The following is a 19,253-nucleotide window of genomic DNA, read 5'->3' as shown; positions in this document are numbered from 1 at the left end:
CATCCAAGGAGTAACCCGCCATGTTCCGCACCCTGCTGAAATCCAAGCTGCACCGCGTGCGCACCACCCACTGCGAGCTGCACTACGAAGGCTCGTGCGCCATCGACGAAGACCTGCTGGAGGCCGCCGGCATCGCCGAAAACGAGCAGGTGCACATCTGGAACGTGGACAACGGCGAGCGCTTCGTCACCTACGCCATCCGCGGCCAGCGCGGCAGCGGCATGGTCTCGGTGAACGGCTCGGCCGCGCGGCGCGCCTGCGTGGGCGATTTGCTCATCATTGCGGCCTTCGCCCAGGTGCACGAAAAGGACGTGTCCGGCTTCCAGCCACAGCTGGTGTTCGTGGACGAGCGCAACCGCCAGGCCGAGCTGCGCCACCATGTCCCCACGCAGCAGGCCTGAAGCCGTGGCGCCCCACAGCAGCAGCAGCCTGGCCGCGCGCAGTCTGGCCAGCGTCTGGCACCCCTGCACGCAGATGAAGCGCCACGAGGCCGACCCGCCCGTGGCCATCGTGCGCGCCGAAGGCCCCTGGCTGCACGGCGAGGACGGGCGGCGCTACCTGGACGGCATCAGCTCCTGGTGGGTCAACCTGTTCGGCCACGGCCACCCGCACATCCGCGCCGGCGTGGCCGCGCAGCTGGAGCGGCTGGACCACGTGATGCTGGCCGGCTTCACGCACGAGCCCGTGGTGCAGCTGTCCGAGCGCCTGGCGCGGCTCACCGGGCTGGGCCATGCCTTCTACGGCAGCGACGGCGCCAGCGCCACCGAGATCGCGCTGAAGATGAGCGCGCACTACTGGCGCAACCGCGGCCTGCCCGGCAAGAACCGCTTCGTCGGCCTGGCCGGCGGCTACCACGGCGAGACCGTGGGCGCCCTGGGCGTGACCGACATCGCGCTGTTTCGCAGCGCCTACGCGCCGCTGGTGCGCCTGTCGGCCACCGTGGCTAGCCCCGATGCACGCGCCGCCCGGCCCGGCGAGGACGCGCGCGGCGCCGCGCTGCGCGCCGCCCAGGCCCTGGACGCCTGGCTGGCCGAGCACCACGCCAGCACCGCTGCGCTGATCTTGGAGCCGCTGGTGCAGTGCGCCGCCGGCATGGCGATGCACGACGCTGAATACCTGCGCCAGGCGCGCGCGCTGTGCGACCGCTACCAGGTGCACCTGGTGGCCGACGAGATCGCCGTGGGCTTTGGCCGCACGGGCAGCCTGTTTGCGCACCAGCAGGCCGGCATCCGGCCGGACTTCCTGTGCCTGTCCAAGGGGCTCACGGGCGGCACGCTGGCGCTGTCGGCGGTGCTGACCACGGACGAGGTCTATGGCGCGTTCTACGACGACGACGTGGCGCGCGGCTTTCTGCACTCGCACTCCTACACCGGCAACCCGCTGGCCTGCAGCGCGGCGCTGGCCACGCTGGACCTGCTGGAGCAGCCCGGCCTGCTGCAGCGCAATGCCCATCTGGCGCAGGCCATCGACACGGCCTGTGCCGCCCTGACAGGCCATGCACGCGTGCGCCACGCGCGCCGCCAGGGAATGATCTGGGCCTGGGACGTGGACACGGCGCTGCCCGACTTCTCCCGCCGCTACCACCGCCATGCCATGGCGCGCGGCCTGCTGCTGCGGCCCATCGGCAACACCATCTACGCCATGCCGCCCTATGTGCTGGACGTGCAGGCGGTGCAGCACCTGGCGGATGGCGCGCTGGCGGCACTGGAGGCCACGCTGGCCGAAGAAGCCGGCACCGCCGCCCCTGCCGAGGAGCGGCTGCCATGACGCTGTCCGTGTTTGTCACCGGCACCGACACTGGCGTTGGCAAGAGCCTGGCCAGCGCCGCCCTGCTGCACGCGCTGGCGCGCCACCACGCCCGCGTGGTCGGCATGAAGCCGGTGGCCTCCGGCGCGGCGCTGCACGGCGGCGTGCTGGCCAACGAGGACGCGTTGGCGCTGCGCGCCGCCTCCACCCTGGCCGTGCCCGCCGCGCTGGACAACCCGGTGCTGCTGCCCGAGCCGCTGTCGCCGCACATCGCCGCGGCGCGCGCGGGCGTGCAGATCTCGCTGGCGGCCATCACGGCCAGCCACCGGGCGCTGGCCGCGCTGGCCGACGCGGTGGTCGTCGAGGGCGCGGGCGGCTTTCATGTGCCGCTGTCGGACCGGCTGACCGGCGCCGACCTGGCGCAGGCGCTGAACCTCCCGGTGGTGCTGGTCGTGGGCCTGCGCCTGGGCTGCCTGAACCACGCGCTGCTCACGGCGCAGGCCATCCAGGCGCACGGCCTCACGCTGGCCGGCTGGGTTGCCAACCACATCGACCCGCAGATGCTGGCGCCGCGCGAGAACCTGGCCTGGCTGCGCCAGCGCCTGGCGCCGGCGCCGCTGCTGGCCGAGCTGCCCTGGCAGGGCGGCACGCCCGACGCCCGCGCTCTGGCCGGGCATTTCGCCCTTCCCGCCGCCTGGTGCCTTGCATGACCGCCCCCGTGACCACCGCGCCCTCCTGGATCGACGAGTTCCCCGCGCGCATCGCCGCGCTGGACGCAGCGCACCTGCGCCGGCGCCGCCGCGCCGTGCTGCCCGCGGCGGGCGCGCACCTGCTGGTCGATGGCCGGCCCATGCTGGCCTTTTGCAGCAACGACTACCTGGGCCTGGCCGGCCACCCGGCGCTGGCCGAGGCTGCCTGCGCAGGCGCGCGCGCCTATGGCGTGGGCTCGGGTGGCTCGCCGCTGGTCAGCGGCCACAGCCAGGCCAACGCGCTGCTGGAGCAGGAGCTGGCGCAGTTCGTGCAGCTGCCGCGCGCGCTGTACTTCTACGCCGGCTACGGCGCCAACGTCGGCATCGTGCCGGCCCTGGTGGGCGCGGGCGACGCGCTGTTTTCCGATGCGCTCAACCACGCCTGCCTGATCGACGGCGCACGTCTGTCGCGCGCCACCGTCCACCGCTACCCCCATGCGGACCTGGCGGCGCTGGCAGCGCTGCTGGCGGCCAGCGACGCGCGGCGCAAGCTGGTCATGACCGATGCCGTGTTCAGCATGGACGGCGACGTGGCCGACATCCGCGCGCTGCTGGCGCTGTGCCAGCAGCACGACGCGCTGCTGCTGCTGGACGACGCGCACGGCTTCGGCGTGCTGGGGCCGCAGGGCCGCGGCAGCCTGGCCGAGGCGGGCCTGGCTGGCGCCGCCGCCTCGCCGCGCGTGCTGTACATGGCCACGCTGGGCAAGGCCGCGGGCGTGGCCGGCGCCTTCGTCGCCGGGCCCGAGCCGCTGGTGGAGTGGCTGGTGCAAAAGACGCGCAGCTACATCTTCGCCACCGCCGCGCCCGCCCTGCTGGCGCAGGCGCTGCGCGCCAGCCTGGGCCTGATCGCCGCGGGCGACGGGCGCCGCGCGCAGCTGGCGGCGCGCATCGCGCAGCTGCGCGCGGGGCTGGCACCGCTGCTGGCCGGCTCGCCCTGGCAGCTGGGGCCGTCGGGCACCGCCGTGCAGCCGCTGGTGATCGGCGCCAACGACGAGGCGCTGGCCGTCATGGAGGCCCTGCGCGAGCGCGGCCTGTGGGTGCCAGCCATCCGCCCGCCCACCGTGCCCGAGGGCACGGCGCGGCTGCGCATCGCGCTGTCGGCCGCGCACACCGAAGCCGACGTGCAGCAGCTGCTGGCGGCGCTGGCCGAGGTGCATGCGCGCCTGCATCCCCCGTGCCCGCCCACCGGCGAAAGCGCCCTGCCAGACCCTGCCTGAGCGCCGGCGCCCGCGCCCTGGCCCGCCCCGGGGCGGGCTGCTGGCAAAGGCATGGCATGTGGTCTTTTCGGGCTGCAGCGCCCGTCCAACAAGCGCCAGCAGCTATCAAATCAGTAGTGGACGCGCTTGCGGGTGCACCCCAGGCGCTTGCACCTCGGCCGCCAGCCAGCCGCGCAGGCTGTTGACGAAGGCCCAGCCCTGCACCCGCGGCAGGTCCTGCAGCGTCAGTACCGCCTCGTGCAGGCGCCCTTCGCGCAGCAGCACCTCGCGGCCCACGCCGGGCAGCAGGCCGCAGGCGACGGGCGGCGTGACCCAGCGGCCGTCCAGCCGCGCGGCGATGTTGCCGAACGTCGTCTCGGTGATTTCGCCGGCCTCGTTGTAGAGCAGCGTGTCGAACACGCCGCTGCCCGGCTGCGGGGCAAACGCCGCGTAGTGCCCGCGCCGCGTGGTCTTGTGCCGCGTGAATTCGCTGTGCGCAGCGGCAAACGGCCGCTCGGCCAAGGCCAGCAGCACGGGCGAGGCCGTGGCCGCCAGGGCGACGGCCTCGGCCCGCGGGCGGCCGTGCGCGTCCAGCAGCAGGCGCACGCGCCAGGCCCCGCTGGCGTGCTGGCAGATGAGCCTGTCCAGGCAACCGGCCACCGCCTGCGCATCGAAGGGGTAGCCGAAGTGCGCCGCTGCACGCTGCAGGCGCGCCAGATGCAGCGCCTGGTGGCGCAGGCGCCCCTCCTCCAGCGCCAGCGTCTGCAGCAACTCGAACGGCTCGCTGGCGCGCTCGAGAAAGGCGCGCTTGGCGGCCCATTCGCGCCATTCGGCCTGTGCCTGCGCGCCCCAGACGATGCCGCTGCCGATGCCGCAGCGCAGCTCGCTGCCCTGTCGCTCCAGCGTGCGGATGGGCACGTTGAAAGTGGCGGCAATTGCGCCCGCGCCGCCTTCGGGGTCGGGCCGCACCACGCCCAGCGCGCCGCAGTACAGGCCGCGCGGGCCGGCCTCCAGCGCGCGGATCGCCCGCATGGCCTCGACCTTGGGCGCGCCGGTGACCGAGCCGCAAGGAAACAGCGCGGCGAACACGTCGGCCAGCCCGGTGCCGGTGCGCGTGGTGGCCCGCACATCCGACGTCATCTGCCACACGGTGGGCAGGGCCTGGGTGTGCAGCAGGCGCGGCACCTGCACGCTGCCCGGCTGCGCGATGCGCGAGAGGTCGTTGCGCAGCAGGTCCACGATCATCACGTTCTCGGCCCGCTCCTTCGGGGAGTCACGCAGCTGCCGCTGCTGCGCCGCGTCGTCGGCGGCACTGGCGCCGCGCGCGGCCGTGCCCTTCATGGGCCGGGTGAGGATGGCCCCGCAGCCCTGGGCATCCGCGCGCCAGTCAAAGAACAGCTCGGGCGAGACCGACAGGGCCTGCACCACGCCCATGTCGATGCAGGTGGCGTAGCCCCCGGGCTGGGCGCGCTGCAGGGCGGCGAACAGGGCCTGCGGCGCGCCGCTCAGCCGCCCTGCCAGGGGCGCCGTGTAGTTGACCTGGTAGAAGCGCCCCTCGGCAATACCCTGCTGGATGCGCGCCAGCGCGGCGTCGAAGTCCGCGCGCGGCAGGGGGGCGTCCCAGTTGATGCGGGCGTCCTGCGGCGCGCCCGCCGCGGCCTGCGGCCAGGGCAGCGGCGCCGCGTGAATGGCGAACCAGGCCAGGGGCGCAGCGCCCCCGTCGGGCTGCCCGTGCACGGCCAGCGCCGCGTCGAAGGCGGGCGCCGCCTCATAGCGCAGGCCGCCCACGCACCACAGGCCGGCGCGCGCGGCCTGCTCCACGGCGTGCAGGACGGCCGGCACTTCGTCCAGCCGCCGCGCCTGCAGCACCCGCAGCGGCGCGCCAAAGGCATGGCGCAGGCGCGGGGCGGCGTCGTCGCGCGGGTCGGAGAAGTCGATCAGCGCCGTGGCTTCATGCATCAAAATGGCCTCCAGCCCTTGCCTATCAAGCGCTAGCAGCTATCAAAACAGTAGTGCCTAGGCGGCACCCAGGTGCGGCACCAGCGCGCCGGGCGCCGCGCCGCTCTTGAGCGCGGCGGTGAAGGCCAGCATGCGGTCGATGGGCTGGCGCGCGCGCGGGATCAGCGCCGCATCCACCTCGACGGCGCCCGCGCCCGTCTCCAGCGCCTGCACCACGCCGGCCAGGCCGTTCATGGCCATCCAGGGGCAGTGCGCGCAGCTCTTGTAGGTGGCGCTGTCGCCGGCGGTGGGCGCTTCGATGAAGGTCTTGCCCGGGTTGTGCGTGCGCAGCTGGTGCAGCATGCCGCTGTCGGTGGCGACGATGAAGGTGTCGCCCGGCAGCTCGCGCGCAGCGCGCAGGATGGCGCTGGTCGAGCCCACGGCGTCGGCCAGGGCGATCACGTCGGCGGGGCTTTCGGGGTGTACCAGCACGCGGGCGCCGGCGTGCTCGGCCTTCAGAGCGGCCAGCTCCTGCGCCTTGAACTCGTCGTGCACGATGCACGCGCCGTTCCACAGCAGCATGTCCGCCCCGGTCTGCTGTTGGATGTAGGCGCCCAGGTGGCGGTCCGGCGCCCACAGGATCCTGTGGCCGGCGGCGTGCAGGGCGCCCACGATCTCCAGCGCGCAGCTGGAGGTGACCAGCCAGTCGGCGCGCGCCTTCACGGCCGCGCTGGTGTTGGCGTAGACGACCACGGTACGGTCCGGGTGCGCGTCGCAGAAGGCGCTGAATTCATCTGCCGGGCACCCCAGGTCCAGCGAGCAGGTGGCGTCCAGGTCGGGCATCAGCACGGTTTTGTGGGGCGACAGGATCTTCGCCGTCTCGCCCATGAAGCGCACGCCGCTCACGACCAGCGTTTGCGCTGCATGGTCGCGCCCGAAGCGCGCCATCTCCAGCGAATCGCTGACGATGCCACCCGTCTCCTCCGCCAAATCCTGCAGGTCCGGGTGCACGTAGTAGTGCGACACCAGCACGGCGTTCTTCTCGCGCAGCAGCTGGCGGATGCGCGCTTTCAGCCGCTCGCGCTCCGCAGGCCCAGGTTCGGGCGGCACGCGCGCCCAGGCGTGGCGCGTGGTGCAGACGGCCGCGCCCTGGGGCTGCTCGTATTCGACGGCAATGATGGAGGTGGGACTCATGCCAGCTCCTGCAGGCGCATGGAGTAATCGGTGGCGCGCACGTCCTTGGTCAGCGCGCCGATGGAGATGCGGTCCACGCCGGTCTCGGCCAGCGCGCGCAGGCCGGCGAGCTGCACGCCGCCGGAAATCTCCAGCACCGCGCGCCCGGCGTTCAGCCGCACGGCTTCGTGCAGCATGGTCAGCGGCATGTTGTCCAGCAGCACCATCTGCGCACCCGCGTCCAGCGCCTCGGCCAGCTGCGCGAGGGTCTCGACCTCGATCTCGATGAAGCTGGCCTGCGCCGCCACGCTGTGCGCCGCCTGCAGCACGGCGCGCACGCCGCCGGCGGCGGCGATGTGGTTTTCCTTGATCAGCACGGCGTCGTGCAGGCCGATGCGATGGTTGACCCCGCCGCCCGTGCGCACGGCATATTTTTGCGCCAGGCGCAGCCCCGGCAGGGTCTTGCGCGTGTCCACGATGCGCGCGCGCGTGCCGGCGACCGCATCGACGTAGGTGCGTGTCTTGGTGGCCACGCCAGAGAGCAGTTGCAAAAAGTTCAGCGCCGTGCGCTCGGCCGACAGCAGCGCGCGGGCGTTGCCCTCGATCTCCAGCACCACCTGCTCGGCCGCGCAGCGCTCGCCCTCGGCCACGTGCCAGGCGAGCTGCACGCCGGGGTCGAGAGCGCCCAAGGCGGCTTCCACCCAAGGCGCGCCGCAGACGATCGCACTTTCGCGCGCCAGGATGCGGGCGCGCACGCGCCGCGCGGGGTCAATCAGGCCGGCCGTCAGGTCGCCGGCGCCCACGTCCTCGGCCAGGGCGCGCTGCACGTCGGCCAGCGCCAGCGCCTGCACGGCGGCGGGGGAGAAAAGGCTGTCGGAGGGTGTCTTCATGGGGCGCGAAGCATAGCCGCACCGCGTTGGCGACAGCCGATGCTGCACTGCGTCCGGAGCGTGTTATGCCCTTTTACGTGCCCGCGAAAGCCGGGGAAAGGCCCGGCGACTTGGGCTGTAAGAGCGCGCCGCGGTATGAATACCGCAAGCGCTGTGCAACGCAGTGGCCGGGCCTTTCCCCGGCTTTCCCGAAGGGTTGGGTCTCTGGGCCAGCGCTCGCGGCGTTGCGTCGCTTGCCAAGGCAGCCAGCCTTGACCGCGCGACGCGCCTTGCGATCGCTGGCCCAGAGACCCAACGCGGGCACGTAAAAGGGCATAACACGCTCTAGACTCGCGGGCATTTTTCTGCTCGCCCCCTATTTCGGGAGACACGACGTGACCGAACCGCACACCGCCACGCCCTACGGCACCCTGCCCCCGGCCTCGCCCCTGCCCGAGCGCCGCCCCATCAGCCTGCCGCGCCTGGCCCAGATGCGCGCCGCTGGCGAGAAGATCACCATGCTCACGGCATATGACGCCACCTTCGCCGCGGTGGCCGACGCCGCGGGCGTCGAATGCATCCTGGTAGGCGACTCCCTGGGCATGGTCTGCCAGGGCCTGCCCAGCACCGTGGGCGTGACGCTGGAGACCATGGCCTACCACACGGCCAGCGTGGCGCGCGGCCTGCACCACGTGCAGGGCACGGCCTGGCTGGTCGCCGACCTGCCCTACGGCAGCTATGGCGAGGGGCGCGAGCAGGCCTTGCGCAGTGCCTGCCAGCTCATGCAGGCGGGCGCGCACATGGTCAAGCTGGAAGGCGGCGGCTGGACGGCCGACACCGTGCGTTTCCTGGTCGAGCGCGGCGTACCGGTGTGCGCCCACCTGGGCCTGACGCCGCAGACCGTGCACGCCCTGGGTGGCTACCGGGTGCAGGGCAAGGGCGACACGGCCGCCGCGGAGCTGCGCCGCCACGCGCTGCAGCTGCAGGACGCCGGCGCGGCCATGCTGGTGCTGGAGATGGTGCCCGCGCCCCTGGCCGCCGCGCTGACGGCCGAGCTGGCGCACTGCCACACCATCGGCATCGGCGCCGGCAGCGGCACCGCCGGCCAGGTGCTGGTGCTGCACGACATGCTGGGCATGAACCTGGGCCGCATGCCGCGCTTCGTGCGCAGCTTCATGGGCGAGGGCGACGGCAGCGTGCGCGGCGCCATCGCGGCCTACGTGCGCGCCGTCAAGGACGGCCATTTCCCCGACGACCGGCAGCACGCCTGGTCGGCCTGACTTTTTTCCACCTTCTTCTTTTCGGAGCACGTCATGCAGACCGTCCACACCATCGCCGACCTGCGCGCCTTGCTATCCGGGCGCGGCCGCCCGGCCTTCGTGCCCACCATGGGCAACCTGCACGAAGGCCACCTGGGCCTGGTGCGCCAGGCACGGGCGCTGGGCGACGTGACGGTGGCCAGCATCTTCGTCAACCGCCTGCAGTTCCTGCCGCACGAAGACTTCGACAGCTACCCGCGCACACTGCAGCGGGACGCGGACCTGCTGCGCGGCGAAGGCTGCGACGTCCTGTTCGCCCCGCGCGAGGCCGACCTGTACCCCGAACCGCAGACCTTCACGGTGCAGCCCGACCCGCGGCTGGCCGACATGCTGGAGGGGCACTTTCGCCCGGGCTTTTTCACGGGGGTGTGCACTGTCGTGCTCAAGCTGCTGTCGTGCGTGTTCGCCGGCAGCCCGGGCGTGGCCGTGTTCGGCGCCAAGGACTACCAGCAGCTCATGGTCGTGCGCGCCATGGCCCGGCAGTTCGCCCTGCCGGTGCAGATCGCCTGCGGCCAGACCTGCCGCGCCGCCGACGGGCTGGCGCTGAGCTCGCGCAACGGCTACCTGAGCGAGGCCGAACGCGCCCAGGCCGTGCAGCTGTTTGCCGCGCTGCGCAGCCTGGCGCAGGGCGCGCTGGCACCCGGCGCCGACCTGCCGGCGCTGGAGCAGCACGCCCTGGCCGCCCTGCGCGCGCAGGGCTGGCAACCCGACTACCTGACGGTGCGCCAGCGCAGCGACCTGCAGGCCCCGCGCAACCCGCAGGCGGGCCAGCTGGTGGCTCTGGGTGCGGCGCGCCTGGGCAACACGCGGCTGATCGACAACCTGGAGTTCTGAGCGCGGCGGGGCGGCGGGCACTGCCGGTGCGCAGCGCGCGCATGTGCGTGCGCGACGATGCCGACAGGGGTAGGAGCGCGCCGACCCGCAGGCGCGGCGCGCTGCCCTAGGCGGGCGGCAAGGGTGCAGGGAGCATGGCTCCATCGCCAACACACGCCAGGGCGCCTGCGCCTGCCCCTTTCATGCCCCCGTCCACCGCCCTCCTTCGCCCCTGCGCTGCCGCGGCGCAACCACGACGACGCAGCGCCCAGCGCGCCCTCTACCACACGCTGCACGGCGCCCCCCCGGACGCCGATACCCGCACACGCGCCGCCCACTTCCTGCGCCGCAAGCTGCTGGAAACCGCTGGCCAGGCCAACGACCTGCCGGCATCACCCCAGGAGCTGCACGCCTGGCGCGACGCCAGCGCCGCGCGCGTGGCCGAACGCTACGCCGCCTATCTGGCCGAGCGCCAGGCTGGCGGCGCCCGCCAGTACTTCACCAACCGAGCCCACGCCCTGCACTTTTTGCACGCCGTGGCGCCCACCAAGCTGGTCGATGGCTCCTGGCTGTATGGCCTGGCCGAGCACGCGGCCAACGTGCGCCTGGCGCCTCTCGTCCATACCTACCTGGAGGAGCTAGGCGACGGCGCCGCCGACAAGAACCACGTGCTGCTGTACCGCCGCCTGCTGGCTGCCCACGGCATCAGCGCCGAGGACGATGGCAGCCTGCCCGATGCGCTCTACGAGCAGGGCCTGATCCAGCTGTGCCTGGCCTGGAACGCGCAAGACTTTCTGCCCGAGGTCATCGGCTTCAACCTCGCCTACGAGCAGCTGCCGCTGCACCTGCTCATCACCAGCTACGAACTGAACGAACTGGGCATCGACCCGTATTACTTCACCCTGCACGTGACCGTGGACAACGGCCACAGCGGCCACGCCCGCCAGGCATGCGACGCGGTGCTGGCCCTGCTGCCGCGCCATGGCGATCCGGATGTGTTCTGGCAGCGCGTGCGCGCCGGTGCCCGGCTGGCGGACGCGGGCGTGGGCACGATGCAGGTCATCCAGGGCTTTGACATCGGCGCCGAGGTGCTGCGCATCTTCCAGGCCAAGGCCCCTGCCGGGCACGGCGCGCATTCCAACTACTGCCGCGTGGCCGGCAAGAGCATCAACGACTGGCTTGCCACGCCCGAGCAGATGCCGGCCTTCCTGCAGGCACTGATCGACACGAAATGGGTGGTGCCGGACGCACCGGCCCACCAAAGCCGCTTCTGGCGGCTGCTGCAAGGCGAACGCGCCGAGATGTTCGGCGTGTTCAGCCCCTATGAACTGCAGGTCATCCACGACTGGCTGCGCGGCGAGGATGCCAGCGACGGCCAGGCCTGGGACGAGCGCGGCGCGGCCAACCAGTCGCGCCGCCGCCCGAGCTTTCGTGCCCTGGCCCGCGCTGGCAAGGCCGGCCCCGGCGCAGCCAGTGCAGCCGAGGCGCTGCCCGTGGACCCCGACGTGCCCGCGTTCGAGGAACGCCTGCGCCAGCTGGCAGGCAGCGAGCGCCGCGCTGCGCTGGTGGCCGCCATGGCGCCGGGCGAGCACTGGACACCCGTGGGCCTGCGCGCCACGCAGCTGTTTCGCCGCGAGTGCTTCGCTTGAGATCAATATAGAGAAAAGGGTCTCCAGCGCCCGTCGATCAACCGCAGGCAGCTATTCCTTATGTAGCGACTAAGGGCATGGCATGTACCGCAGCTGCCGGGCTGCACTTTCTGCGCCGTTGCGCGCTGGCGCCGCTCGCCTCTGCACCTCGCGCAGGCCCGGTGCATGCGCTTCAGGCGCAGGCGCCCCTCTCTCGACTCCATACCGCAGAAGTTGCGCGCCGTGGACCTGCCATGGAGGGCGATCAGCGGGACGTTGCCGCGCAGTGGCCAAGGCATGCCTCGGTCCAGCAGCTGAATGCCGCAGCTGCGCCTTATGCCGGGGCGCAGCGAGCCGCTGTCCAGCTGCGATAGCGCACACCTGACTGGCGTATGTGGCGAAGAAGTTGGAAGCGTCAAGGTCGCGGCCCATCCCATACAGGCGGCGGCCAACGCGCCGGCTTTTCACCGCGGTGGTGTAGGCGCTGCGTGCTGACCAGGTGGTCGTGCTGATGCTCAGGCCGTGAACAAAGACCTCCATCGACTTCTCATGCCAGCTGCAATACGTTCTGAAAGAAGCGGGCAACCCGCTGTAGTGCAGGGTGCGGGTGTTCTCTTCCGACTGCTGCACGGTGCCTAAGGGGCAGGCCGCGTCAACCCCGGCCTACGCGGCGCATGAGCTTCGGCGGACAGGTGCCGCACCCGGCATTCCCTAAGGTGGAGGCCTCTTACTCACCACAACTCAAGGAGTCTTCCATGCCCATCATTCTCTGGCTGCTCGGCGTCCCGCTGTCCATCGTACTGCTGCTGCTGCTGTTCGGTGTGCTTTAACCACTTGGCTATTTGCCTGGACCGGAGTGCAGTACGCCACTGAATGACGCTACTGCGCCTCCGGCCGGGGCTCACGCTCCATCAGCTGAGCCACTGCCTGTTCGGGCTGCAACTTACCGTCCAGCAGGGCCACCACGCATTCAGCGATAGGCATCTCCACCCCCAGGGCACGTGCACGCTGCACCACGGTGCGAGCGCTGTACACGCCCTCGGCCACATGGCCCAGTGAATCGACTGCCTGCGCTAGCGTCTGGCCTTCAGCCAGCAGCAGGCCCACGCGGCGGTTGCGCGACAAATCGCCGGTTGCCGTCAGCACCAAGTCGCCCAGTCCTGACAGCCCCATGAAGGTATCGGCCCGCGCATCCAGCGCCAGGCCCAGCCGGGTCATCTCGGCCAATCCGCGCGTGACGAGCGCAGCGCGGGCATTCAGGCCCAGCCGCAGGCCGTCGCACAGGCCGGTGGCAATGGCCAGCACGTTCTTTACTGCTCCTCCCACTTCCACGCCCACGATGTCGTCGCTGGCGTATACGCGCAACGCCGGCCCGTGAAAGCCGGCCACCAGCGCTTCGCGCACATGCGCGTCGCGGCTGGCGGCGACCAGTGCCGTGGGCTGGGCCAGCGCCACCTCTTGCGCAAAGCTGGGGCCGCTGAAGGCGCCACTGGCCAGCTGCGGCGCCACCTGGGCGCAGACTTCATGCGCCATCAGTCCGGTACCCGCCTCGAAGCCCTTGCACAGCCAGGCCACGGGGGCGCTGCAGCCATGCAGGGCCTGCAACATGCCGCGCAGCGCAGACATGGGCGTGCCCAGGATGACCAGCTCGGCCTGGCGAGCCAGCGCGAAAGCATCGCCCCAAGCGATGTGTAGAGAGGGGGGAAAGGTCAGCCCGCGCAGATAGCGGGCATTGGCGCGCGCGGCCTGCATGGCCTGCGCCTGCTGCGCATCGCGCGCCCACAGCTGCACCATGTGGCGGCCCGGATGCGCGGCCGCGGCAATGGCCACGGCCGTGCCCCAGGCGCCGGCGCCAAGCACTACTATTTTCATAGCTGCTACCGCTTATGTGGCGGGCGCTGGAGGCCAAAAAGACCATATATCCAGACCCGCGCCGCCATGGCTGGCGGCGGGAACGGCTGCCTGCTTATTGCGCCGTGTTGTCGGCGGCTTCGGCCGCGGCGGCCTGCTGCTGCTCGTACATGGCCTGGAAATTGATTTCGGCCAGATGCACGGGCGGGAAGCCGGCGCGGGTGATCACGTCTGCCACGTTGCCGCGCAGGTAGGGATAGACGATCTGCGGGCAGGCCACGCCGATCACCACGCCCATCTGGTCTTCCGGCACGTTGCGGATCTCGAAGATGCCAGCTTGCTTGGCCTCGACCAGGAACACGGTCTTGTCCTGGATCTTGGTCTGCACGGTGGCGGTGACGGCGACTTCGAAGATGCCGTCCACCACGGGGGTGGCCTCGACGCCCAGCTGGATGTCCACGCTCGGCTGCTCCTGCTCCAGCAAGATGGTGGGCGAGTTGGGCTGCTCCAGCGACAGGTCCTTCAGGTACACGCGCTGGATCTGGAACACGGGGGTTTCTTCGGTGGCCATGATGGGGAGTAGTCCGGTCAAAACAAAACAAAGCCCGCCCGGGAGAAGCTCCCGCAGCGGGCGACAGGGCTGCCATTATGCAATGGCAGGCTGGGCGTTCAGCCCTGCAGCAGGGGCATCAGGCCGCCGCGGCCGTCCAGGGCCACCAGGTCGTCGTGCCCGCCCACGTGGGTATCGCCGATGAAGATCTGCGGCACGGTGCGACGGCCGGTGATCTCCATCATGTGCTGGCGCGCGGCGGGGTCGGAGTCCACGCGGATCTCCTCGATCTGCTCGACGCCCTTGGCCTTGAGCAGCTGCTTGGCGCGGGTGCAGTAGGGGCAGACGGCGGTGGTGTACATCTTGACGGCTTGCATGGACGGGTCCTTGTGTGAGCGTTGCACGAAACGGCAGCTGCGGGCCGGATCAGCTTTTTTCAACCGGCATGCTGGCTCCGCGCCAGGCGGCCAGGCCACCGGCGAGCGGCTGGGCCTTGTCGTAGCCGAGCGACTTGGCGATGGCGGCGGCGCGTGTCGCACGCGCGCCCTTGGCGCACACCAGAATCACCGGCACAGCCTTGTTCTTGACCACCTGCGGCAGGCGCTCCTGCAGCTGGGCCAGTGGCACGTTCTTCGCGCCGCCCACGTGGCCGGCGGCATATTCCTCGGGTTCGCAAACGTCGATCACCACGGCCTTTTCGCGGTTGATGAGCTGCACGGCCTGCGCCGCGCTCACACCGCCGGCGGCGGCGCCCTTGAGCGTGGGCACCAGCAGCAGCCCGCCCGAGGCCAGCGCGATGAAGATCAAATACCAGTTGTCGAGAACGAAATTCACGGGGTGTCCCAGGAGAGAGCAAACCTGCGATTCTAGAATGACGGGTTTTGACCCGAAGGCCCCAAGGACACCAATGCACAAGCTCGTTTTGATCCGCCACGGCGAATCCACCTGGAACCTGGAAAACCGCTTCACCGGATGGACGGACGTGGAGCTGACCGCAACGGGCGTCGAGCAGGCGAAAAACGCGGGCCGCTTGCTTGCTGCCGAGGGCTTCGAATTCGACCAGTGCCACACCAGCGTGCTCAAGCGCGCCACCCACACGCTGTGGCACTGCCTGGACGCCATGGAGCGCACCTGGCTGCCCGTGCACCACAGCTGGCGTCTGAACGAGCGCCACTATGGCGCCCTGCAGGGCCTGAACAAGGCGGAGACGGCCAAGCAGTACGGCGACGAGCAGGTGCTCGTCTGGCGCCGCAGCTACGACACGCCGCCGCCAGCGCTGGAAGCGGGCGACCCGCGCAGCGAGCGCGGCGACATCCGCTATGCGCAGCTGGCACCGGAACAGGTGCCGCTGACCGAGTGCCTCAAGGACACGGTGGCACGCGTGCTGCCCTACTGGGAGGAGACCATCGCCCCGGCCATCCGCTCTGGCCAGCGCGTACTGGTGGCGGCCCATGGAAACTCCATCCGCGCCCTGGTCAAGTACCTGGACGGCATCTCCGACGCCGACATCGTGGGGCTGAACATTCCCAACGGCATCCCGCTGGTCTATGAACTGGACGCCGACCTGAAACCCCTGCGCAGCCGCTACCTGGGCGATGCCGAGGCCGCCGCGCGCGCCGCCGCGGCCGTGGCCACGCAAGGCAGGGCCTGAAAACGGCGAAAACCGCCGGGAACCGGCTGCGCGGGGCTTGCTCCAAGCGGTATATTGAATTGGGCGCACGCATCAGGCGCCAGAGGTGTTCAATGGGCCAAAAACTCAAGATTGTTGGATGGATTTCAGCCGGCGCCCTGGCCGGGGCGCTGACCACCGTCTCATTGCAGACGGTGGCGCGCGGCGCCATGACGCCGCTGCCGCTGGAGGAAATCCAGCAGCTGTCGGCCGTCTTCGGCCTGATCAAGACGGACTATGTCGAGCCGGTCGATGACAAGAAGCTGATCACCGATGCCATTTCGGGCATGGTCTCCAGCCTGGATCCGCACTCGCAGTATTTCGACAAGAAGTCCTTCAAGGAATTCCGCGAAGGCACCACCGGTCGCTTCGTCGGCGTGGGCATCGAGATCACGCAGGAAGACGGTCTGATCAAGGTCGTCTCGCCCATCGAGGGCTCGCCCGCCTTCCGCGCGGGCCTCAAGACCAACGACCTGATCACGAAGATCGACGACACGGCCGTCAAGGGCCTGACTTTGAACGACGCCGTCAAGCGCATGCGCGGCGAGCCCAATACAAAGGTCACGCTGACCATCCTGCGCCGCGACGAAAGCCGCAGCTTTCCCGTGACCATCACGCGCGAGGAGATCAAAACCCAGTCCGTCAAGGGCAAGGTCATCGAGCCGGGCTACGCCTGGATTCGTCTGTCGCAGTTCCAGGAGCGCACGGTGGACGACTTCGTGCGCAAGGTCGAAGAGGTCTACAAGCAGGATCCGAACCTCAAGGGCCTGGTGCTGGACCTGCGCAACGACCCGGGCGGCCTGCTGGATGCGGCCGTGGCCATCTCGGCCGCCTTCCTGCCCGAGGACGTCACGGTGGTCTCCACCAATGGCCAGCTGGCCGAGAGCAAGGCCACCTTCAAGGCGTCGCCCGAGTTCTACGCCCGCCGCGGCCAGGGCGACCCGCTCAAGCGTCTGCCCGCTGCCCTGAAGAAGGTGCCGCTGGTGGTGCTGGTCAACGAAGGCTCGGCGTCCGCCAGCGAGATCGTGGCCGGCGCCCTGCAGGACCACAAGCGCGCCGTCGTCATGGGCAGCCAGACCTTCGGCAAGGGCTCCGTGCAGACCGTGCGACCGCTCGGCCCGGACACCGGCATCAAGCTGACCACGGCGCGCTACTACACGCCCAGCGGCAAGTCCATCCAGGCCAAGGGCATCGTGCCCGACGTGATGCTGGACGAGACCGCCGAGGGCGACCTGTTCGCCTCGCTGCGCATGCGCGAGGCCGATCTGGAAAAGCACCTGTCCAGCGGCCAGGAGGATGAAGCGCAGAACCCGGCCCGCGAGAAGGCCCGCGAGGAAGCCCGCAAGCGCCTGGAGGAAGAAGCCAAGAAGCCCATCGCCGAGCGCAAGTTGCCCGAGTTCGGCACGGACAAGGATTTCCAGCTGCTCCAGGCGCTGAACCAGCTCAAGGGCCGCACCGTGGTCGCCAGCAAGACGCTGACCGAGCGCAAGGAAGAGCCCAAGGAGAACTGAGCCCTCCCGCGCCCGTGCGCATCAGGCCGGACCTGGCCCAGGCCCGGCCTTTTTCTTTTGCCATGCTGGAACCCCCATGACCGACGAACAGCTCCTGCGCTACTCGCGCCACATCATGCTCGACGAGATCGGCATCGAGGGGCAGGAGCGCCTGCTGGCCGCGCACGTGCTGATCGTGGGCGCTGGCGGCCTGGGCTCGCCCGCGGCGCTGTTCCTGGGCTCGGCCGGCGTGGGCACGCTGACCCTGGTGGACGACGACGTGGTGGACCTGACCAATCTGCAGCGCCAGATCGCCCACACCACGGCGCGCGTGGGCCTGGCCAAGGTGGACTCGGCCGCGCAGGCCGTGCAGGCCATCAACCCGGATGTCCAGCTGAACCTGGTGCGCGAGCGGGTGGACGAGGCGGCGCTGGTGCGCCTGGCCCGTCGGGCCGATGTGGTGCTGGACTGCACCGATAACTACCGCACGCGCCAGGCCATCAACGCCGCCTGCGTGCGCACGGGCCAGCCGCTGGTGGCAGGCGCGGCCATTCGCCTGGATGGACAGATCTCGGTGTACGACCCGCGCAACGAAAACTCGCCCTGCTATGCCTGCCTGTTTCCGCCCCAGGCGCAATTCGAGGAGGTGCAGTGCTCCACCCTGGGCGTGTTCGCCCCCATGGTGGGCATCATTGGCACCATGCAGGCAGCCGAGGCGCTCAAGCTGATCGTGGGCATGGGCCAGCCCCTGACAGGGCGGCTGCTGTTGCTGGATGGCCGCAGCATGGAGTGGACCCCAGTGCGCGTGGCACGCGATCCGCAGTGCCCCGTGTGTCAGGGATGCCACAGCAGGCCGGCGTAGCTCGCCTCCTACGAGGCCAGCAAGCTGCCACTGGCAGAATCCCTGTGATCGGTCTCTACATTGGGACCAGGTTCGCCGCCACGAGGGCGGGCCGAAAGGGAATCCTGTGAAATTGCGTACGTACATTGTCGAAGACAACGCCACCATCCGAGAGAACTTGATTGGCGCGCTGCAGGAGCTGGCGCAGATAGAGCCCGTCGGCATTGCCGAAACCGAAGACGATGGCAAGGCCTGGCTGGCAGCGCATTCTTCGCAATGGGACCTGGCCATCGTCGATCTTTTCCTGCGCCAGGGCAGCGGCCTGGGCGTACTGGCGGCCTGTCGCAACCGCCTGTCCAATCAAAAAATGGTGGTGCTCAGCAACTACGCCACGCCGGATGTGCGCATGCGCTGTGCCCAGCTGGGCGTGGACGCAGTCTTCGACAAGTCCAACGAGATCGAGGCACTGGTGGACTACTGCATCGCCCACGGCGCCGCTCAGGCACCCCGCCCTGCGTCCAGCAGCTTGGCCAGCTGAGGGCTTACCGCTTCCACACGCAAAAAGGGCCAGCATGTGCTGGCCCTTTTTGCTGGGGGCACGGCCCGCAGGCCCTGCCCTTTCACCCCTGGCTGCATCCATCAATCGATCAGCTTGTTCTTGAGGGCGTAGTAGGTCAGGTCGCTGTTGGACGACAACCCCATCTTCTCCATCAGCCGCGTGCGGTATGTGCTCACGGTCTTGACGCTCAGCGAGAGCGCCTTGGCGATCTCGCCCGCCGTTTCGCCCTTGGCCAGTTTCAGGAACACCTGGAACTCGCGCTCGGACAGCTGTTCGTGCGGCGGCGCATCATCCTTGCGGTTGAGCTGCTGGGCCAACAGGTCCGCCACGGCCGGGGTGAGGTAGCGCCGTCCCAGCGAGATGGTGCGGATGGCCTCCACGATCTCCTTGGGCTCGCACTCCTTGTTCAGGTAGCCGCTGGCACCCTGACGAATCAGGCTGATGGCGTAGTGCTCTTCAGGGTAGCCGCTCAGGATCAGGATGCCCATGTCCGGCGCTTTGGCGCGCAGCATGGCCAGTGCATCCAGCCCGCTTTGCCCCGGCATGGACAGGTCCATCAACAGCACGTCGATCTCGTGCGCGCGCACCAGGTCGATGGCTTCGCGCCCGTTGGACGCCTCGCCCACGACGCGCAGGTCCACATGCTCGGACAGGAACTGTTTCAATCCCGACCGCACGATTGCATGGTCATCCACAATGCCTATGTTGATCATTGAGTCTTCTTTCCCGGGCCACCCACAGGTGCCCGCGTGAGATTTGGTTTCCGATGCGCCTGCCGCCACCTACTTGCAGCTAGCATGACGGCACAGGTCAATCATATGCACTTTCCGTCCCCTGTCCCGCTGCATCCCGGAGAAGAACG

Annotated in this window: 20 protein-coding genes; 12 read left to right on the top strand and 8 right to left on the bottom strand. The window is 70.1% G+C overall.

The window, feature by feature from the left end; all coding sequences use genetic code 11:
* The first annotated feature begins 20 nt into the window (after nucleotides 1-20).
* From panD to bioF, 4 genes are read left to right on the top strand one after another with little or no spacing between them, the layout of a single operon-like run.
* Nucleotides 21-401: an aspartate 1-decarboxylase gene (panD, locus tag C7H73_RS04970; RefSeq protein WP_106845632.1), complete on the top strand. Its 381-nt coding sequence runs from the start codon at nucleotides 21-23 to the stop codon at nucleotides 399-401.
* On the top strand, nucleotides 379-1,767 hold the full coding sequence (locus C7H73_RS04965; protein WP_106845631.1) for an adenosylmethionine--8-amino-7-oxononanoate transaminase: 1,389 nt from the start codon (nucleotides 379-381) through the stop codon (nucleotides 1,765-1,767). Before panD ends, C7H73_RS04965 begins: the two co-directional genes overlap by 23 nt.
* Nucleotides 1,764-2,456: a dethiobiotin synthase gene (bioD, locus tag C7H73_RS04960; RefSeq protein WP_106845630.1), complete on the top strand. Its 693-nt coding sequence runs from the start codon at nucleotides 1,764-1,766 to the stop codon at nucleotides 2,454-2,456. Before C7H73_RS04965 ends, bioD begins: the two co-directional genes overlap by 4 nt.
* Nucleotides 2,453-3,712: an 8-amino-7-oxononanoate synthase gene (gene bioF / locus C7H73_RS04955; protein ID WP_106845629.1), complete on the top strand. Its 1,260-nt coding sequence runs from the start codon at nucleotides 2,453-2,455 to the stop codon at nucleotides 3,710-3,712. Before bioD ends, bioF begins: the two co-directional genes overlap by 4 nt.
* A gap of 105 nt (nucleotides 3,713-3,817) precedes the next feature.
* Here the strand turns inward: bioF and C7H73_RS04950 are convergent, their stop codons facing one another.
* The 3 genes from C7H73_RS04950 to nadC are packed head-to-tail and all read right to left on the bottom strand — an operon-like array spanning nucleotide 3,818 to nucleotide 7,692.
* Nucleotides 3,818-5,650: a chorismate-binding protein gene (locus C7H73_RS04950; RefSeq protein ID WP_106845628.1), complete on the bottom strand. Its 1,833-nt coding sequence runs from the start codon at nucleotides 5,648-5,650 to the stop codon at nucleotides 3,818-3,820.
* Between the two features lie 57 nt (nucleotides 5,651-5,707).
* Nucleotides 5,708-6,823: a quinolinate synthase NadA gene (gene nadA, locus C7H73_RS04945; RefSeq protein WP_106845627.1), complete on the bottom strand. Its 1,116-nt coding sequence runs from the start codon at nucleotides 6,821-6,823 to the stop codon at nucleotides 5,708-5,710.
* A complete protein-coding gene (gene nadC, locus C7H73_RS04940; protein WP_106845626.1) occupies nucleotides 6,820-7,692 on the bottom strand; it encodes a carboxylating nicotinate-nucleotide diphosphorylase in 873 nt (290 codons plus the stop codon). The genes nadA and nadC overlap by 4 nt, the downstream gene beginning before the upstream one ends.
* A gap of 374 nt (nucleotides 7,693-8,066) precedes the next feature.
* Here nadC and panB point away from each other — a divergent pair, with 374 nt between their 5' ends.
* From panB to C7H73_RS15485, 4 genes are all read left to right on the top strand, one after another.
* Nucleotides 8,067-8,951, top strand: coding sequence for a 3-methyl-2-oxobutanoate hydroxymethyltransferase (gene panB / locus C7H73_RS04935; RefSeq protein ID WP_106845625.1), 885 nt, complete (start codon nucleotides 8,067-8,069; stop codon nucleotides 8,949-8,951).
* A 33-nt stretch (nucleotides 8,952-8,984) separates the two neighbouring features.
* Nucleotides 8,985-9,824, top strand: a complete 840-nt coding sequence (gene panC, locus C7H73_RS04930; protein ID WP_106845624.1) for a pantoate--beta-alanine ligase — start codon at nucleotides 8,985-8,987, stop codon at nucleotides 9,822-9,824.
* Nucleotides 9,825-10,006: 182 nt separating this feature from the next.
* A complete protein-coding gene (locus C7H73_RS04925) occupies nucleotides 10,007-11,452 on the top strand; it encodes an iron-containing redox enzyme family protein (RefSeq protein WP_106845623.1) in 1,446 nt (481 codons plus the stop codon).
* A gap of 653 nt (nucleotides 11,453-12,105) precedes the next feature.
* Complete coding sequence (locus C7H73_RS15485) at nucleotides 12,106-12,261, top strand: hypothetical protein (RefSeq protein ID WP_157948318.1); 156 nt, start codon at nucleotides 12,106-12,108, stop codon at nucleotides 12,259-12,261.
* A gap of 49 nt (nucleotides 12,262-12,310) precedes the next feature.
* On the opposite strand, the gene C7H73_RS04920 is transcribed toward C7H73_RS15485, so the two are convergent.
* From C7H73_RS04920 to C7H73_RS04905, 4 genes are all read right to left on the bottom strand, one after another.
* Complete coding sequence (locus C7H73_RS04920; protein WP_106845622.1) at nucleotides 12,311-13,303, bottom strand: NAD(P)H-dependent glycerol-3-phosphate dehydrogenase; 993 nt, start codon at nucleotides 13,301-13,303, stop codon at nucleotides 12,311-12,313.
* A 94-nt stretch (nucleotides 13,304-13,397) separates the two neighbouring features.
* Nucleotides 13,398-13,853 carry a protein-export chaperone SecB gene (gene secB, locus C7H73_RS04915; RefSeq protein WP_106845621.1) on the bottom strand — a complete coding sequence of 152 codons (456 nt, stop codon included), beginning with the start codon at nucleotides 13,851-13,853 and terminating at the stop codon, nucleotides 13,398-13,400.
* 98 nt (nucleotides 13,854-13,951) lie between these two features.
* The gene (gene grxC / locus C7H73_RS04910) at nucleotides 13,952-14,209 is read right to left on the bottom strand and encodes a glutaredoxin 3 (protein WP_106845620.1); all 258 of its coding nucleotides are present in this window, start codon (nucleotides 14,207-14,209) and stop codon (nucleotides 13,952-13,954) included.
* Between the two features lie 49 nt (nucleotides 14,210-14,258).
* Nucleotides 14,259-14,666 carry a rhodanese-like domain-containing protein gene (locus C7H73_RS04905; protein WP_106845619.1) on the bottom strand — a complete coding sequence of 136 codons (408 nt, stop codon included), beginning with the start codon at nucleotides 14,664-14,666 and terminating at the stop codon, nucleotides 14,259-14,261.
* Nucleotides 14,667-14,739: 73 nt separating this feature from the next.
* On the opposite strand from C7H73_RS04905, the gene gpmA reads away from it, so the two are divergent.
* The 4 genes from gpmA to C7H73_RS04885 all read left to right on the top strand — a co-directional run bounded on the left by gpmA (nucleotide 14,740) and on the right by C7H73_RS04885 (nucleotide 18,370).
* Nucleotides 14,740-15,483, top strand: a complete 744-nt coding sequence (gene gpmA, locus C7H73_RS04900; protein WP_106845618.1) for a 2,3-diphosphoglycerate-dependent phosphoglycerate mutase — start codon at nucleotides 14,740-14,742, stop codon at nucleotides 15,481-15,483.
* A 92-nt stretch (nucleotides 15,484-15,575) separates the two neighbouring features.
* Nucleotides 15,576-17,012 carry a S41 family peptidase gene (locus tag C7H73_RS04895; protein ID WP_106845617.1) on the top strand — a complete coding sequence of 479 codons (1,437 nt, stop codon included), beginning with the start codon at nucleotides 15,576-15,578 and terminating at the stop codon, nucleotides 17,010-17,012.
* A 76-nt stretch (nucleotides 17,013-17,088) separates the two neighbouring features.
* A complete protein-coding gene (locus C7H73_RS04890; RefSeq protein WP_106845616.1) occupies nucleotides 17,089-17,853 on the top strand; it encodes a HesA/MoeB/ThiF family protein in 765 nt (254 codons plus the stop codon).
* Nucleotides 17,854-17,959: 106 nt separating this feature from the next.
* A complete protein-coding gene (locus C7H73_RS04885; RefSeq protein WP_106845615.1) occupies nucleotides 17,960-18,370 on the top strand; it encodes a response regulator in 411 nt (136 codons plus the stop codon).
* 101 nt (nucleotides 18,371-18,471) lie between these two features.
* On the opposite strand, the gene C7H73_RS04880 is transcribed toward C7H73_RS04885, so the two are convergent.
* Nucleotides 18,472-19,104, bottom strand: coding sequence for a response regulator (locus C7H73_RS04880; protein ID WP_106845614.1), 633 nt, complete (start codon nucleotides 19,102-19,104; stop codon nucleotides 18,472-18,474).
* Nucleotides 19,105-19,253 lie beyond the last annotated feature (149 nt).

The sequence above is a fragment of the Pulveribacter suum genome (assembly GCF_003013695.1).
Taxonomy (GTDB): domain Bacteria; phylum Pseudomonadota; class Gammaproteobacteria; order Burkholderiales; family Burkholderiaceae_C; genus Melaminivora; species Melaminivora suum.
This window is presented reverse-complemented; position numbering and strand designations above follow the sequence as displayed.

Excerpts from the sequence above, each read along its gene's own strand:
- grxC (WP_106845620.1), bottom strand. The coding sequence starts at position 14,209 with ATGCAAGCCGTCAAGATGTACACCACCGCCGTCTGCCCCTACTGCACC.
- secB (WP_106845621.1), bottom strand. The coding sequence starts at position 13,853 with ATGGCCACCGAAGAAACCCCCGTGTTCCAGATCCAGCGCGTGTACCTG.
- C7H73_RS04950 (WP_106845628.1), bottom strand. The coding sequence starts at position 5,650 with ATGCATGAAGCCACGGCGCTGATCGACTTCTCCGACCCGCGCGACGAC.
- C7H73_RS04925 (WP_106845623.1), top strand. The coding sequence starts at position 10,007 with ATGCCCCCGTCCACCGCCCTCCTTCGCCCCTGCGCTGCCGCGGCGCAA.
- C7H73_RS04920 (WP_106845622.1), bottom strand. The coding sequence starts at position 13,303 with ATGAAAATAGTAGTGCTTGGCGCCGGCGCCTGGGGCACGGCCGTGGCC.
- C7H73_RS04895 (WP_106845617.1), top strand. The coding sequence starts at position 15,576 with ATGGGCCAAAAACTCAAGATTGTTGGATGGATTTCAGCCGGCGCCCTG.
- gpmA (WP_106845618.1), top strand. The coding sequence starts at position 14,740 with ATGCACAAGCTCGTTTTGATCCGCCACGGCGAATCCACCTGGAACCTG.
- C7H73_RS15485 (WP_157948318.1), top strand. The coding sequence starts at position 12,106 with ATGAGCTTCGGCGGACAGGTGCCGCACCCGGCATTCCCTAAGGTGGAG.
- nadC (WP_106845626.1), bottom strand. The coding sequence starts at position 7,692 with ATGAAGACACCCTCCGACAGCCTTTTCTCCCCCGCCGCCGTGCAGGCG.
- C7H73_RS04880 (WP_106845614.1), bottom strand. The coding sequence starts at position 19,104 with ATGATCAACATAGGCATTGTGGATGACCATGCAATCGTGCGGTCGGGA.
- panC (WP_106845624.1), top strand. The coding sequence starts at position 8,985 with ATGCAGACCGTCCACACCATCGCCGACCTGCGCGCCTTGCTATCCGGG.
- nadA (WP_106845627.1), bottom strand. The coding sequence starts at position 6,823 with ATGAGTCCCACCTCCATCATTGCCGTCGAATACGAGCAGCCCCAGGGC.
- C7H73_RS04890 (WP_106845616.1), top strand. The coding sequence starts at position 17,089 with ATGACCGACGAACAGCTCCTGCGCTACTCGCGCCACATCATGCTCGAC.
- C7H73_RS04965 (WP_106845631.1), top strand. The coding sequence starts at position 379 with ATGTCCCCACGCAGCAGGCCTGAAGCCGTGGCGCCCCACAGCAGCAGC.
- panD (WP_106845632.1), top strand. The coding sequence starts at position 21 with ATGTTCCGCACCCTGCTGAAATCCAAGCTGCACCGCGTGCGCACCACC.
- bioF (WP_106845629.1), top strand. The coding sequence starts at position 2,453 with ATGACCGCCCCCGTGACCACCGCGCCCTCCTGGATCGACGAGTTCCCC.
- bioD (WP_106845630.1), top strand. The coding sequence starts at position 1,764 with ATGACGCTGTCCGTGTTTGTCACCGGCACCGACACTGGCGTTGGCAAG.